This window comes from Basfia succiniciproducens (assembly GCF_011455875.1).
Lineage (GTDB): Bacteria > Pseudomonadota > Gammaproteobacteria > Enterobacterales > Pasteurellaceae > Basfia > Basfia succiniciproducens.
On record NZ_CP015031.1, the window covers coordinates 17423 to 32664 of the forward strand.

At 40.3% G+C, this 15242-nt stretch carries 13 protein-coding genes; 8 read left to right on the plus strand and 5 right to left on the minus strand.

What is annotated here, in order from left to right; translation table 11 throughout:
- Position 1: 1 nt before the first annotated feature.
- Genes A4G13_RS00110 through rpmE form a run of 5 tightly spaced genes read right to left on the minus strand, consistent with a single transcriptional unit; the run spans position 2 to position 3803 of the window.
- On the minus strand, positions 2 to 880 hold the full coding sequence (locus tag A4G13_RS00110; protein ID WP_090655850.1) for a hypothetical protein: 879 nt from the start codon (positions 878 to 880) through the stop codon (positions 2 to 4).
- Positions 868 to 1893: a glycosyltransferase family 9 protein gene (locus A4G13_RS00115; RefSeq protein ID WP_090655854.1), complete on the minus strand. Its 1026-nt coding sequence runs from the start codon at positions 1891 to 1893 to the stop codon at positions 868 to 870. Before A4G13_RS00115 ends, A4G13_RS00110 begins: the two co-directional genes overlap by 13 nt.
- Before the next feature lie 14 nt (positions 1894 to 1907).
- A complete protein-coding gene (locus A4G13_RS00120) occupies positions 1908 to 2585 on the minus strand; it encodes a glycosyltransferase family 25 protein (protein ID WP_090655858.1) in 678 nt (225 codons plus the stop codon).
- A 13-nt stretch (positions 2586 to 2598) separates the two neighbouring features.
- Positions 2599 to 3528, minus strand: coding sequence for a glycosyltransferase family 8 protein (locus A4G13_RS00125; RefSeq protein ID WP_090655861.1), 930 nt, complete (start codon positions 3526 to 3528; stop codon positions 2599 to 2601).
- Between the two features lie 59 nt (positions 3529 to 3587).
- A complete protein-coding gene (rpmE, locus tag A4G13_RS00130; RefSeq protein WP_041639530.1) occupies positions 3588 to 3803 on the minus strand; it encodes a 50S ribosomal protein L31 in 216 nt (71 codons plus the stop codon).
- A 245-nt stretch (positions 3804 to 4048) separates the two neighbouring features.
- On the opposite strand from rpmE, the gene priA reads away from it, so the two are divergent.
- From priA to groL, 8 genes are all read left to right on the plus strand, one after another.
- Positions 4049 to 6256, plus strand: a complete 2208-nt coding sequence (gene priA, locus A4G13_RS00135) for a primosomal protein N' (protein ID WP_090655865.1) — start codon at positions 4049 to 4051, stop codon at positions 6254 to 6256.
- Between the two features lie 90 nt (positions 6257 to 6346).
- Positions 6347 to 7126, plus strand: a complete 780-nt coding sequence (gene ftsN / locus A4G13_RS00140) for a cell division protein FtsN (RefSeq protein WP_090655870.1) — start codon at positions 6347 to 6349, stop codon at positions 7124 to 7126.
- Between the two features lie 255 nt (positions 7127 to 7381).
- Positions 7382 to 7948, plus strand: a complete 567-nt coding sequence (locus A4G13_RS00145) for a TetR/AcrR family transcriptional regulator (RefSeq protein ID WP_011199635.1) — start codon at positions 7382 to 7384, stop codon at positions 7946 to 7948.
- A 29-nt stretch (positions 7949 to 7977) separates the two neighbouring features.
- A complete protein-coding gene (gene acrA / locus A4G13_RS00150; RefSeq protein ID WP_090655873.1) occupies positions 7978 to 9174 on the plus strand; it encodes a multidrug efflux RND transporter periplasmic adaptor subunit AcrA in 1197 nt (398 codons plus the stop codon).
- A gap of 20 nt (positions 9175 to 9194) precedes the next feature.
- The gene (acrB, locus tag A4G13_RS00155; protein WP_090655878.1) at positions 9195 to 12278 is read left to right on the plus strand and encodes a multidrug efflux RND transporter permease subunit AcrB; all 3084 of its coding nucleotides are present in this window, start codon (positions 9195 to 9197) and stop codon (positions 12276 to 12278) included.
- A gap of 148 nt (positions 12279 to 12426) precedes the next feature.
- Positions 12427 to 12909 (plus strand): FxsA family protein, encoded by a 483-nt coding sequence (locus tag A4G13_RS00160; RefSeq protein WP_090655882.1) that lies wholly within the window; start codon positions 12427 to 12429, stop codon positions 12907 to 12909.
- 91 nt (positions 12910 to 13000) lie between these two features.
- Positions 13001 to 13291, plus strand: coding sequence for a co-chaperone GroES (locus tag A4G13_RS00165; RefSeq protein WP_041639534.1), 291 nt, complete (start codon positions 13001 to 13003; stop codon positions 13289 to 13291).
- A gap of 97 nt (positions 13292 to 13388) precedes the next feature.
- Positions 13389 to 15032 (plus strand): chaperonin GroEL, encoded by a 1644-nt coding sequence (groL, locus tag A4G13_RS00170; protein ID WP_090655886.1) that lies wholly within the window; start codon positions 13389 to 13391, stop codon positions 15030 to 15032.
- Positions 15033 to 15242: the final 210 nt, after the last annotated feature.

Sequence of the window (15242 nt, forward strand, 5' to 3'; positions counted from 1 at the left end):
GTTATTTTGAAAAATAGCTGATATTTTTATCAGGAAAATATTTATCCGTCAGCGCTTTTAATTTGCTATTGGTACTGCGTTGTTTTTTATGAATAGGCAGTCGGTTCCAGTCGAATTCGGCAACTTCATTAATACAATCTTGAAGCGATAAATTTTTTAGCAGCGCATTAACAAAAAATGCCGAGATAAGTTTGTTCCATTCATTTTTATTGCCCCAATAATGTCCGATAATATGATCGCAAGCGTTCAGTTCGCCATAATGATTTAATGCTATAGAAAATGAAAATTGTTCGACTAAACGTCTGGTACAGTCTGTAGCACAAATTTCATCACAAAGCTGAAGGCTTAATGTAATTATTTCTTTAGCTTTATTTGCGGGAAGCGCAATAACGCCGGCGTTCCACATCGTACTTTGACTATCTAACCGAATACCGGCAAAGGTTTTATCCTTCAGGCTATTGTGCATTTTCTTCGTCGTATTATCGATTTCATCACCTAATGCACATTCGAGTTTATGCATAAAAAGCTGATTTTGGGAAAGCTTGTCTTGTATTCCTGCTAAATCGGTAGCAAGAAACGTGTCACTGTCAATGTAAAGCAAATGCTCAGCGGGATAGCGTTTTTGTACTTTTTCTAACGCTTTAATTTTTACCCGCCAAAAGAACTGATATTCGCCTTGCCATTGTGTTAAGGTATCTTCATTAATTTGAATAAATTCAATTTTATTACCGAAAAAAGCATAAAATTCAGGGCGATCCGTGACCATAATTACCCGCTTAACAGCGGGATCTTTCAGAAAACTTAAAATAGCAAAGCTTGCCTGATAGTGGTTTTCCAGACGGGATCCAAAGGTGAGCAAAACAATATTCATAGTAGCCATTCTGGTTTTATTGCTTCGGGGGATAATTCGTTTATATTATCTTTATAATATAAAATGTGAGTTTTCGCTTGGCTAATCGGTTTCCAGTGGATAAATGCAATAGGATCTTCTTTATAAATTGCTATCATTGGTTTATTGAAACCTGATGCAATATGTACTGTTGATGTATCCGTCGAAATAAGCAGAGCACAATGACGAATTAGCTCTATTGTGTGAAAAATAGTTGTTGTATCATGTATAAATATATTGGTATAACTTTTGGCGGCATCTTTCAGCATTGGGATAACTTCGGGATAACTTAATAAAACCAACGGGTTATCAGATTGCGAGGTTAAGTAAGATATATATTTTTCAATGTTTTGTTTGTTCATCACTTTATGACGATAACCACCAAAAAAATTTACCGCTATATAATTTTTTAGTTGGTTTATTTCTAAAAATTGTGAAATTTCAATCGCACTTTGGCTGTTATAAGGGACATCGTAGCTCATATCCTGAACCTGAATTCCTATTTTTTCAAGCGCTAGACGATATAATTCGGAGAAGTGGAATTCACCCTCTAGATTGATGTTAAATAATTGATAATTCGATTTTTTATAACCGATGTAATTTCTTGCATTAATTAAACGTAGCAATAATAAATCACGATTTTTCAGGCTAATTGTCGGATCAATTACTACGTCATATTGCAATTTAGCTAATTTTAAACCACACGTGACATAGTCTAAAATATCTCGCTTTTTCACATAATAAAGTTGATCAATATGTGGATTTTGTTCAAATAAATAAGCATCTTTTTGAGTACAAATTACACCTATATGAATATTCGGATTTGCCTTTTTTAATTCCCTAAAAACAAATGAGCTAACGATATAATCCCCAATTTTCCCATCTTGACGTAAGAATAAAATACGTTGTGGGGGAAATACGTTCACATCTCCCTGAATTTTTTTATCAATTAATAGCTTTCCAAGGGATAATCGTAGGTTTCGTAATATATTCTTTAAATTCATAATTAGTTAGATATTTAGTTATAACGATCTTCGATTGCATTGATTTCTGAATCAACACCGCAGAATACACAAGGAGGCTCAATTCCATAAGCATTAATTTGGGTGATTTGCAAGCCCCCTGTCAAGTAATCAGAAGGCATCCTGACGGGATAAGCATGGTTCAATAATTTTTTTGCACCCGATAAGGTAATTAAATACGAAGTTGTTCGAAAAATACAGCGCTTGGAATTTTTTGAAGGAGAACGATAGCGAACCAATTTATATCCTTCATGAATATTTCTTTTGCAGAACCAAGATTTTGCTTTTCCATGCTCAAAAAAAATAATTTCTCTGCGTGAAGGAACTTTGGATAAGGTTTCTTCAACAATTTTTTTAAATTCATGATGAATAATTGCATCATCTTCAAAAATAATAGCTTGTTCAATATTGTCTTTTAGAATATGTTCATAAACTGCTATATGACTTAATGCACAGCCAATTTCCCCTAAAGTTAATGGTTTTTTGGTGGAAAATCTTTTCACCGCAAACTCTCTATCAATTTTACTGAGTTCTTCTTGCGATAAATCTTTTCCATAAATGGCATCAAAAAATTCAAATTTAATACCTAATGCATTAAAACGTTGAGCGATAACATCTCGACGAGGAGAATTTTTAAGACTAATAATAAAAATTTTAGGTAGCTCTATTTTCATGGGTGATTCCAAACTAAATAATTTTATAAACGAGTTTATCTTCAATTTCCCTGAGTATACGTTTTAATTGAAATTTAAGAGGAACAGATTGGTATTTCTTATTCCAATGAGGTGGTTTATTTCTAATACTATTATATATTTGATCAAATAAGCAACTTTTTACCATGGTTGTTGTCGGTAACCAAGGTTTGTGACTTCCCACATAATGCAAAATACATATTGGCTTTGTAGCCTTCTCCAAACTAGATAAAAGCAATTTCCCTTTATGCGCTAATTTTATTCTGTTTCGATGATTCACTGTAAAATTATAGCGACTATCTAAAAAAAGAACTTTTCCTTTTAAAACACCATTTAAAATATCCTGATCTTGAAATTGAATATTGGGATAATCTTTATTCCAATCAATAGCTTTTTGATATAAGTTAAATTCTCTTAGTGCTTTTAGATTTAATAATAAAACTCCTGCATTTATATAAGGTTGAGAATCCTGTAAACCAATTTTTCTTTTGTAATCTTGATTTTCATATTCAATATAGGGGTCTAAGCAAGCACCAACTAGATTGTCGGCTAAATCAATATGCCATAAACGACTTAAATCAGAAATTACTATAATATCAATATCAAGATAAATAGCTTTGTTAAGCTCATTTAGATAATCAGCAACTTTTAGTCTAGCGTATGTAGCAGATGAAATATAACTGATGGTTTGAGGAAAACACTGAAAGTCATTATCATCAATTTTTATAAAATTGATACTATGCTGGAACGAATTTTTTTTGTTAATGTTTTGTATTAAGTTTTTAATACAAGACTTAGATTCTTCTGAAATGTTAAAATCTAAAATATAAAATTGAGTAGATAATGTTGTATTATCTAGAATACTTTTTATCACAACAGATAAATAAGGTGCATAATTTTTGTCGCAGTTAAATATAATATTCATATTTCCTCTTTCGCATAAAACTAACCCCCGCAGCAGCAGGGGTTAGTCTAGAATTCAAATTATTTTTTTGAACCTGGAATAGAGAAACGTTTGTTGAAACGTTCAACACGACCACCGGTATCAACAACACGTTGTTTACCAGTGTAGAACGGGTGGCAGTTGCCGCACACGTCTAGGTTGATATCGTGACCTGCTGTAGAGCGGGTTTTGATTACGTTACCGCAAGAACAAGTAACAGTAATTTCTTTATATTCAGGATGAATACCTTGTTTCATAGAAAACCTCAAAATGAAGCCTCGCCGCTATAAGGACCAGCTCTGAGAGCTTCCAAACACCACGAGTGATTAATATTATGTCATCGAAAATCAATATGATTTTCTGAAGACTCTGTGTAAAAGAGAGCAAATTATACCGTAAAAAATGGATTATTCAAGGGGATTATTCGTTATAATAAGTCGGAACTCAGGCGACGAACGCCTTATTTTATCGGTTTTAAACTTTACCTATTTTTGATTTGCTTATGAAATTTGTGCGTGTGGCGTTAGCCGTTCCGCTAATGCGATTTTTTGATTATATTCTGCCGGAGCAAATGCAGCCCGTTATCGGCGGACGCGTATTGGTGCCTTTCGGTCGGCAAAAACGCGTTGCGATTGTGGTGGAATTTGCGCAGGAAACCGATATACCCAAAGAACAATTAAAGCCGGTTCTTAATGTATTGGATGATGCCGGTTTGTTTAATGATGATATGTGGAATCTGTTAAAGTGGGGAGCCGGCTATTATCAGTTTTCTCTAGGCGACGTGTTATTTTCCGCCTTGCCGGTTAAATTGCGAAACGGCGAAAGTGCGGTAGAAAAAAACAAAATTTTGTGGAAATTGACCGCACTTGGCGAACAGGCAATGCTTTCGGGAGAGCTGAAACGGGCTAAAAAACAATTGGAAGCGTTAACGGAATTAACAAAAAATCCTCTCGAAAAAGGGAATAATGAATTTTCTGCGGCAATTTGGTCTCAACTTAAAGAAAAGCGTTTTGTGGAAGAAGTTACCCAACCGCTGCAAATTATCCCGTGGCAAACCCGTTTGGGCGGCAAAGAGATTATGCGAGCGGAGCAACGTTTGACCTTAAACAAGCAACAGGCATTGGCATTAAGCCGGCTTTTGTTTCATCAAGGTTTTGCCGCTTGGTTGCTGGACGGGGTAACAGGTTCCGGAAAAACGGAAATCTATTTGCAATATATTGAGGAGATCCTTAAACAGGATAAACAGGTATTGGTTTTAGTGCCGGAAATCAGCCTAACGCCTCAAACGGTGCAGCGTTTCCAAGCCCGTTTTAATGTGGATATCGACGTGATTCACTCTAACATGAACGATAGCCAGCGCTTGCAGGTATGGCAACGGGCGAGAACAGGGCAAAGTGCGATAGTTATCGGTACAAGATCCGCATTATTTACCCAATTTAAAAGGCTTGGACTAATTGTTATTGATGAGGAACATGACAATTCTTTCAAACAGCAAGACGGAGGTTGGCGTTACCATGCAAGGGATCTTGCTATCGTTTATGCCAAACAACTTGATATTCCTATTGTGTTAGGCTCGGCAACGCCAAGTTTGGAAAGTCTTAATAACGTAAAGAATCGCAAGTTTAAGCATATTGTATTATCGCATCGTGCGGGAGCCGGCAGCGGGCTGAAACATGAAGTGATTGATCTCAAACGGCAACGCATCCAGCACGGCTTGTCCGATACATTGTTGCGTAAAATGGCGAGCCATTTAGAAAAAGGCAACCAAGTTATGTTGTTTCTGAATCGCAGAGGATTTGCGCCTGTAATGTTGTGTCATGAATGCGGATGGATCGCCACTTGTACGCAGTGTGATAAGCCTTATACTTATCATCAGCATCAGCGTGTTATGAAATGCCATCATTGTGAAATTCAAAAGCCGGTGCCAATGCAATGCGGCGCTTGCGGTTCGACTCATTTAGTGACGACCGGAATCGGTACCGAACAGTTGGAATTTGTGTTGCAACAGCAGTTTCCTCAATACGAGGTAACGCGCCTTGATCGCGACAGTACAGTACGTAAAGGCGCATTAGAAAATCATTTATCGGCGATTAAACAAGGCAAAAGCCGGATTCTTATCGGCACGCAAATTTTAGCCAAAGGGCATCATTTTCCCGATGTGACTTTAGTTGCCTTAGTGAATGTAGACAGCGCTTTGTTTTCTTTGGATTTTCGCGCGGAAGAGCGGTTGGCTCAACTTTATGTGCAGGTTTCGGGACGAGCGGGGCGAGCGGAAAAACAAGGCGAGGTGGTGTTGCAAACCCATTATCCGGATCATCCTTTGTTGCAACAATTATTGCATGATGGTTATCATGCTTTTGCAAATTCCGCTTTGCAGCTTCGTCGCCAAATGGGGTTGCCGCCTTTTAGTGCGCAGGCGCTATTTAGAGCTCAAAGTAAGTCGAGCGAAGAAGCCGAGCAATTATTGCAACAAATCGCGTCATATTTTTATGACTGGAAGAATCGACAAAATATGCCCGATTTACAGCTATTAGGGCCGATGCCGGCGCCTTTTAGCAAAAAAGCGGGAAGATTTCGCTGGCAATTGTTGTTGCAGCATCCTTCTAAATCGGTGTTGCAACATGCGTTAGGGCAGTTTAACTTTGAAAATGAGGTGAAATCTTCGCAGGCAAGGTGGATTTTAGATGTGGATCCGCAAGATCTTAGTTAAAATGACTGGTCAATTTTCGCTTTTTTGAGTAGAATCTCATCTATTTTGTAGAAATTTTGTAACTATTTTTTATTTAGAGAATAATTTATTGTGGTGCAACGTGATTATGCCGCCCGTGGTGGTAGAAGAAAAAAAACAACAGGGTTGAATAAAAAATTATTAATAGCGGTTGCGGTAATGGTAGTGTTAGCCTTTGCAGCCGGGCTTTATTTTATTAAAAATTCTTCTCAGCCCGTGGTGGAACAAAACCTTCAGGTAGAAACCAAACCTCAGCCTAAAAGCCAGCTGCCGAGCCGGCCTGAAGAAGTTTGGTCTTATATTAAAGAATTGGAAAGCCGCACAGTGCCGACCGATGCCGTGCAGACTGAAAAAGTCATTCAACTGAGCGAAAAGCAAAAGGAAGAGCTGAAAAAATTGGCTGAACAGGAACGCCAGGCGGAATTAGAGCGGACGAAAAAATCCGAGCAAGAGACAATAGCGGACAAAACAGTTGATGAACAAACTTCATCAGCTGTTGTTTCAGCAGTGAATGATGAGGCTGCATTAAAAGCCGAACAACAAGCGTTGGAAAAACGTAAAAAGGAAGAAGAGCGTAAAAAAGCCGAGGCGGTAAAAGTAGCGGAAACCAAGAAAGCCGATACCGCTAAACCAGGCGGCGGTTCATACGGTTTACAATGCGGCGCATTTAAAAATAGAGCACAGGCGGAAAGTTTGCAGGCCCGTTTAGCGATGACAGGTCTTAATGCCAGAGTGAACACCAGTGCCGATTGGAACCGTGTGGTAATCGGTCCGGTCGGCGATCGGGCGGCAGCGGCGGCAGCGCAAAAACAGGCAAGTTCAATTACAAACTGTGTAATTATCGGTATGTAGTTTAAGACAAGTCCCGCAAACTGCGGTCAGATTTTTATGAATTTTTCCGAAAGCGTATTTAATAGAATTAAATGCGCTTTTTTATGCGCACAGTTTATAAAATTTTCAGAAAATTTGTCTAAAATTAACCGCACTTTTTCTTGCTAAATATTTAAAAACGATTAAAATGAACGAACGTTCATTCACTGTGAAATTTGTTAAATTTTTTACAGTGAATGTTCTTTTTTTCATCAAATCTTTTATATATTCTATTGTATGCGTCAATCTGAAACAGATATGGCTGAGCAAATTTTTGCTGCAACAGAGCGATTAATGGCAAAAGACGGGTTACACCATTTGTCTATGCATAAAATTGCAAAAGAAGCGCGGATTTCTGCGGGAACGATTTATATTTACTTTAAAAGTAAAGAAGAGTTGTTGGAGCAATTTGCTTGGCGAGTGTTTTCGCTTTTCCAGACGGCACTCGAAAAAGATTATGACGAAACGCTATCTTATTTCGAACAATATAAAAAAATGTGGCTGAATGTGTGGTATTTTCTGCAGGATAATCCGAATATTGTGATGAATATGCAACAATACCAATCACTTCCCGGTTTTTTTGATATTTGTAAGGAAATGGATTATAACAGCCGTTGGGCGACGTTTTGTCAAAAGGCTCAACAGGCGGGCGCAGTATGCGAACTGTCTGTTTCGATATTATTTTCTCTCAGCATGGAAAGTGCAATGAATTTAGCTTTTAAAAAGCTTTATATCAACGAATTTTTAGCTGATGAGGAGTTGATGACCATTATTGAAAGAACATGGCGTTCTATTCAAAAATAAATTTATAGATTCTAGTTACGGAGTTTTTTATGACTGACAGTCAATTAGCGAAGCCTAAACGCTCGCACGCTTTCTTGTTAAAAGTAGGGTTAGCGGTGGCGGTTTTAGTGTTTGCCCTAGTAATCGGCTTGAATAAATTTAAAGAAATTATGATTGGTAAAGCTATTGCCAATATGCCTGAAACGGCAAATCCGGTGACGGCGTTAACGGTCGGTTCATCGGAATGGACGCCGGTGATCGAAACTACCGGTCTTGTTCGTCCGAATCAGGGTGCAATGTTAAGTTCACAGGCTTCCGGCACGATTAAACGAATTTACGTGAAATCCGGTCAGGCTGTGAAAAAAGGCGATGTACTGGTTGAATTGGATAATGCTGTGGAAGAAGCGACATTAAAAGCGTCCGAAGCGCAATTGCCTTCCGTGCGTTTGACTTATCAACGTTATGCCAACTTAATTAAATCACAAAGTGTTTCTCAAACCGAATTAGATTCGGCTAAAGCGACTTATGATCAATTAGTGGCGAATATTCACTCATTAAAAGCGTCCATTGAACGCCGTAAAATTTTGGCGCCCTTTGACGGTATCACGGGTATTGTCCAAGTGAATGAAGGTCAATACATTTCGGCGGCGACTGAAATTGTTCGTGTTGAAGACATAAGTTCCATGAAAGTGGATTTCTCCGTTTCGCAAAATCAATTGGAAGACCTGCATATTGGTCAAAAAGTCACGGCGACATCCGATGCCCGTACAGGCGAAACATTTGCCGCTAAAGTAACGGCGATTGAGCCTGCTGTAAATAAATCTACCGGTTTGATTGATGTTCAGGCGACATTCGCACCTGAAGACGGCAAAAAATTATTATCCGGCATGTTCACTCGTTTACGTTTAGCTTTGCCGACGGAACGCAATCAAATCGTTGTTCCGCAAGTGGCGATTACATACAATATGTATGGTGAGCTAGCTTATGTATTAATGCCGCTTTCCGATGAAGATAAAGAAAAATTAAAAGATAACGAAAACTTAAGCAAAATGTATCGTGCGCAACAAATCACCGTATTTACGAAAGACCGTCAAGGGATTTACGCCCAGCTAAAGGGTAATGAAGTAAAAGTCGGCGATATTCTGGTAACCGGCGGTCAACAGCGTTTAAGTAACGGCAGTTTAGTTGTTATATCCGATAAAGACGGTGTAGGAACGGTGCAGCCTGCAGAAAAAACCAATTTATAATTTCAGGCAGGATTTATTGAATGAAATTTACAGATATTTTTATTAAACGTCCTGTTATGGCGATAGCTATCAGTATGTTAATCGTAATTCTCGGTTTGCAGGCTATCTCTAAATTGGCAGTACGTGAGTACCCGAAAATGACGACGACGGTAATTACCGTCAGTACGACATACGCAGGGGCGGATGCCGGATTGATTCAGGCATTCGTAACCTCTAAATTGGAAGAGGCCATTGCGCAGGCGGATAATATCGATTATTTGTCTTCTACCAGCGCACCGAGTTCTTCTACCATTACGGTTAAAATGAAACTGAATACGGATCCGGCTTCAGCTTTGGCGGACGTATTATCCAAAGTTCAATCCGTACGTTCGGAATTACCGAGCGGTATCGAAGACCCGACCTTAACTTCTTCAACCGGTGGTTCGGGGATTATGTATATCAGTTTCCGTTCCGATAAACTGCACCCGAGCCAAGTAACCGACTACATTGAGCGTGTGGTTAAACCGCAGTTGTTCACCGTTGAAGGCGTGGCCAAAGTTCAGGTTTACGGCGCGGCGGAATATGCAATGCGTATTTGGTTGGATCCGCAAAAACTTGCGGGGCAAAACCTTTCCGCAACGCAGGTTATGACTGCGTTATCGAATAACAACGTGCAAACGGCGGCGGGTAGCGACAAAGGCTATTTCAATATCTATCGTAATAAAGTGGAAACCACTACTAATACCGTGGAAGATTTAGGTAATCTTATTGTTTATTCCGATGGTGATAAATTAGTCCGTTTACGTGATGTCGCTGATGTTGAGTTGAATAAAGAAAGCGATAATACCCGTGCCGCGGCAAACGGTTCGGATGCCGTCGTATTAAGTATCGAACCGACATCAAGCGCCAACCCGCTGACTGTTGCGGATAATATTAAACCGCTTTATGAAACTATTAAGAAAAATTTACCGGACAGTATTGAATCCAACATTCTTTATGACCGTACGGTTGCTATTAACAGCTCAATTAACGACGTAATCCATACCATTATTGAAGCAGTAGTGATTGTATTGGTAGTAATCATGATGTTTATTGGTTCATTGCGTGCGATTTTTATTCCGATTGTGACAATTCCTATTTCATTAATCGGGGTAATTTTCATGCTGCAAATGTTTGATTTCTCCATTAACCTGATGACCCTGCTGGCATTGATCCTCGCTATCGGGCTGGTGGTGGACGATGCTATCGTGGTGCTTGAAAACGTTGACCGTCATATTAAAGAAGGGGAAACCCCGTTCCGTGCGGCAATTATCGGTACCCGTGAAATCGCGGTACCCGTAATTTCCATGACCATCGCTTTGGTGGCGGTATATTCGCCGATGGCATTAATGGGCGGGATCACAGGGACTCTCTTTAAAGAGTTCGCTTTAACCCTTGCCGGTGCGGTATTTATTTCAGGGATTATCGCGTTAACGCTTTCCCCGATGATGTCGGCTAAAATTCTGAAACATGAAAGTTCGAAATTCGAGGAAAAAGTTAACCGCACTTTAAGTAAGTTAACTACCGGCTATACCTATATTCTTGGTTTGGTTATGCAGGCGCGTAAAGCAATTTTGCTGTTTGCCGTTATTATTTTTGCTACCTTGCCGATATTATTTTCCTCCTTATCCAGCGAGTTAACACCGGCCGAAGATAAAGGCGGTTTCTTAGGTATGGTAACCGCACCGTCCAACGTGAACGTGGACTATGTCCAACAGGCGACTAAACCTTATGAAGAAATTCTGAACAATACGCCTGAAAAACAATATTCACAGGTTATTGCCGGTGCGCCGAATACTAATCAGGCGTTGGTAATTACTACCTTGAAAGACTGGGCGGAACGTAGCCGTAGCCAAGCGGAAGTCATGGCGGAATTAACGAAAAAAGCCGCTGCCATTCCGGAAGTTTCTATTTCAGCCTTCGCTTTCCCGGAAATTGAAACCGGGGAACAAGGGCCGCCTGTCGTATTTGTACTAAGTTCTCCTGGCAGCACGAAGGAATTAGCACAAACCGCGGAAACATTTTTGGATAAAATCCGTAAATCGGGCAAATTTGTCTATTCAAACTTAACTCTGAAATACGATGTAGCGCAAATGCGTATCCAAGTAGATAAAGAAAAAGCCGGGACTTACGGTATTACTATGCAACAAATAGCAAGCACCCTAGGCAGTTACTTGTCTGAAGCCACTATTACCCGGGTGGATATTGACGGCCGTGCTTATAAAGTTATTTCGCAGGTAAAACGTGAGAACCGTTTATCGCCGGAAAGTCTGAAAAATTACTATATCAGTGCAAGTAACGGACAAAGCGTTCCGTTAAGTAGTCTGCTTACGGTTGAACTTGAACCGCAACCTTACTCATTACCGCGTTTCAGCCAGTTAAACTCTGCTGAAATTCAATTGGTGCCGTCGCCGACCACCACAACCGGTGATGCGATTGCCTGGTTGAAAGATGCGGCACAGGATTTACCGCAAGGTTATTCTTACGACTGGAAAGGTGAGGCGCGTCAGTTGGTACAGGAAGGGAATTCACTGGCAACCACCTTTATTTTAGCGGTGTTGATTATCTTCTTAGTGTTGGCGATTCAGTTTGAATCAATTCGTGATCCGTTTGTTATTTTGGTTTCCGTACCATTAGCTATTTCCGGAGCTTTATTAACGCTGAATTTACTTAGCTTCTTAGGTGTAACAGGGGTAACTCTTAACATCTATTCCGAAGTCGGGTTGATTACTCTGGTCGGTTTGATTACTAAACACGGTATTTTAATGTGTGAAGTGGCAAAAGAAGAGCAATTAAATCACGGTAAAACTAAAATGGAAGCAATTATGACGGCGGCGCAATTACGTTTACGCCCAATCTTAATGACCACGGCAGCGATGATTGCCGGTCTTATTCCATTGCTTTATGCCTCCGGCGCCGGTGCGGTAATGCGCTTTAGTATGGGCGTTGTAGTTGTAGCTGGTCTTGCTATAGGTACATTATTTACCTTATTCGTATTACCTGTTATTTATACCTACATCGGTTCGAATCACAAGCCGTTACCGGAATTTGATGAGAACGCACCAAGAATCGGTTCAAGCCATTAAGCCGGTAGCCACATCAAATTGTTAAATTTTTAACCGCACTTTGATCTTTAATTCAAAGTGCGGTTATTTTTTATCAAATTTCGAACATTGAAATTTAACGGCGTTCCCTCATATTAATATTAAGTCACCATTTTTTAGAGAATAAATCATGCCTATTATTTTAATTACGTTAATTGCATTTCTGTTTATTTATGGCGAATTATCCTTGTTGATTGTGATTGGTTCCGCTATCGGCGCATTCGGTGTAATTATGTTGCTTTTGCTTTCCGTTTTTATCGGCGGCGTTATATTGAAATCCAAAGGATTATTCGGCTTGAATTTTCGCCGGCAAATCGCTCAAGGCGAAATACCTGCGGATTCGGTAGTGAAATCCCTGTTGTGGATGATTGCCGGTATATTGTTTATTATTCCCGGTTTTATAACGGATTTGCTGGCGTGCTTATTGTTATTGCTTCCGTCCGGTTTGTTTGAAAAATGGATTAGTCAAAAATTTACCGTTATCAATAGCGGATTTACGGCTCAGGGTTTTGGACGGCATTCTCATCGTTATCGCTATTATAAAGATCAAAATACGGAAGTTTTTGAAGCGGAATACGAAAAAGAAGTTGATGAAAAAAAGCGGATAAAATAATTTTGTTTTTCCTCTTGAAACCGGCAAAATCTTCCCCATATCCAAACTACGTTTTTTTAAAAAAGTAAAATTTAATTTAGAGGTAATTGAAATGAAAATTCGTCCCCTACACGATCGTGTAATCATCAAACGTGAAGAAGTAGAAACTCTTTCTGCCGGCGGCATCGTATTAACCGGTTCCGCGGCGACAAAATCCACTCGTGCAAAAGTATTGGCGGTGGGCAAAGGTCGCGTACTTGAGAACGGCACGGTACAGCCTTTAGACGTTAAAGTGGGCGACACGGTAATTTTCAACGAAGGTTACGGCGTAAAAGCGGAAAAAATTGACGGCGAAGAAGTGTTAATCATTTCTGAAAGCGATATTTTGGCGATTGTTGAATAATAAAAATGCGGTCGGTTTTGACCAAGTTTTGAAAATTTCGAAAATTTCATAGAGGCGTATGACATACGCCATCATCAAATTAAAAAAGGAATAAAAAATGGCAGCAAAAGACGTTAAATTCGGTAATGATGCCCGCGTAAAAATGTTAGCGGGTGTAAACGTATTGGCAGACGCAGTAAAAGTGACTTTAGGTCCTAAAGGTCGTAATGTCGTATTAGACAAATCATTCGGTGCGCCGACAATCACGAAAGACGGTGTTTCCGTGGCGCGCGAGATCGAATTGGAAGATAAATTCGAAAATATGGGCGCGCAAATGGTAAAAGAAGTGGCGTCCAAAGCTAACGATGCCGCCGGTGACGGTACGACAACAGCAACCGTACTTGCTCAGGCTATCGTAAACGAAGGTTTAAAAGCGGTAGCTGCCGGCATGAATCCGATGGATTTAAAACGCGGTATTGATAAAGCGGTTGCGGCGGTGGTTACCGAGTTAAAAGCGCTTTCAAAACCTTGTGAAACCTCAAAAGAAATCGAACAAGTTGGTACGATTTCCGCCAACTCCGACAGCATTGTGGGTCAATTAATCGCCCAAGCTATGGAAAAAGTGGGTAAAGAAGGGGTTATTACCGTTGAAGACGGCACAGGTCTTGAAGACGAACTGGATGTGGTTGAAGGTATGCAATTCGACCGCGGTTATTTATCGCCGTATTTTATCAACAAACCGGAAACCGCAACCGTTGAACTGGATAGTCCGTTCATTTTGTTAGTAGACAAAAAAATCTCCAACATCCGTGAGTTATTGCCGGTATTGGAAGCCGTGGCGAAAGCGGGTAAACCGTTATTGATCATTGCGGAAGATGTGGAAGGCGAAGCGTTGGCAACCTTGGTGGTAAACACCATGCGCGGTATTGTGAAAGTGGCTGCGGTGAAAGCGCCGGGCTTCGGTGATCGTCGTAAAGCCATGTTACAGGACATTGCAATCTTAACCGCCGGTACCGTAATTTCCGAAGAAATCGGCATGGAACTGGAAAAAGCGACATTGGAAGATCTTGGTCAGGCAAAACGTGTGGTTATTAACAAAGATAACACCACTATTATCGACGGTATCGGCGATGAAGCGCAAATCAAAGGCCGTGTGGCGCAAATTCGTCAACAAATCGAAGAATCCACTTCCGATTATGACAAAGAAAAACTGCAGGAACGCGTAGCGAAACTTGCCGGCGGCGTTGCCGTTATCAAAGTAGGTGCGGCAACCGAAGTTGAAATGAAAGAGAAAAAAGATCGCGTGGAAGATGCGTTACACGCAACCCGTGCGGCCGTTGAAGAAGGTATCGTTGCCGGTGGCGGTGTGGCCTTAATTCGCGCGGCAAGTAAAGCGGCGGCAAGTTTGCAAGGCGATAACGAAGAACAAAACGTCGGTATCAAATTAGCATTACGCGCAATGGAATCGCCGCTTCGTCAAATTGTAGCGAATGCAGGTGAAGAGGCTTCTGTAGTTGCAAGTGCGGTTAAAAACGGCGAAGGAAACTTCGGTTATAATGCAGGTTCCGAACAATACGGTGATATGATTGCAATGGGTATCTTGGATCCAACTAAAGTAACCCGCAGTGCATTACAATTTGCCGCGTCTATCGCCGGTCTTATGATTACCACCGAAGCGATGGTAACCGAATTACCGAAAGACGATAAATTAGATGCGGCGGCTGCAATGGGCGGCATGGGTGGAATGGGCGGTATGATGTAGTCCGACCTCTCGGTTTTTTTAATGAATGCCACGTTTTTACGTGGCATTTTTGATCTTAAAAAGAGTAAGAATCGCTTTTTAATCGGTTCTTACAGGCGGTATTTCGTCGATTTAGCTATAAATGACGGAGAAACCTTGGTTATATATCAGGATTTATCTTTCCCCCACTGTAATTTTCCTGGCGAATAACGTATAATTTGCGCATTATAT

Bases quoted from the DNA above. Each gene is read 5' to 3' on its own strand.
- A4G13_RS00110 (WP_090655850.1), bottom strand. From the start codon at position 880: ATGGCTACTATGAATATTGTTTTGCTCACCTTTGGATCCCGTCTGGAA.
- A4G13_RS00115 (WP_090655854.1), bottom strand. From the start codon at position 1,893: ATGAATTTAAAGAATATATTACGAAACCTACGATTATCCCTTGGAAAG.
- A4G13_RS00120 (WP_090655858.1), bottom strand. From the start codon at position 2,585: ATGAAAATAGAGCTACCTAAAATTTTTATTATTAGTCTTAAAAATTCT.
- A4G13_RS00125 (WP_090655861.1), bottom strand. From the start codon at position 3,528: ATGAATATTATATTTAACTGCGACAAAAATTATGCACCTTATTTATCT.
- rpmE (WP_041639530.1), bottom strand. From the start codon at position 3,803: ATGAAACAAGGTATTCATCCTGAATATAAAGAAATTACTGTTACTTGT.
- priA (WP_090655865.1), top strand. From the start codon at position 4,049: ATGAAATTTGTGCGTGTGGCGTTAGCCGTTCCGCTAATGCGATTTTTT.
- A4G13_RS00145 (WP_011199635.1), top strand. From the start codon at position 7,382: ATGCGTCAATCTGAAACAGATATGGCTGAGCAAATTTTTGCTGCAACA.
- acrA (WP_090655873.1), top strand. From the start codon at position 7,978: ATGACTGACAGTCAATTAGCGAAGCCTAAACGCTCGCACGCTTTCTTG.
- acrB (WP_090655878.1), top strand. From the start codon at position 9,195: ATGAAATTTACAGATATTTTTATTAAACGTCCTGTTATGGCGATAGCT.
- A4G13_RS00160 (WP_090655882.1), top strand. From the start codon at position 12,427: ATGCCTATTATTTTAATTACGTTAATTGCATTTCTGTTTATTTATGGC.
- A4G13_RS00165 (WP_041639534.1), top strand. From the start codon at position 13,001: ATGAAAATTCGTCCCCTACACGATCGTGTAATCATCAAACGTGAAGAA.
- groL (WP_090655886.1), top strand. From the start codon at position 13,389: ATGGCAGCAAAAGACGTTAAATTCGGTAATGATGCCCGCGTAAAAATG.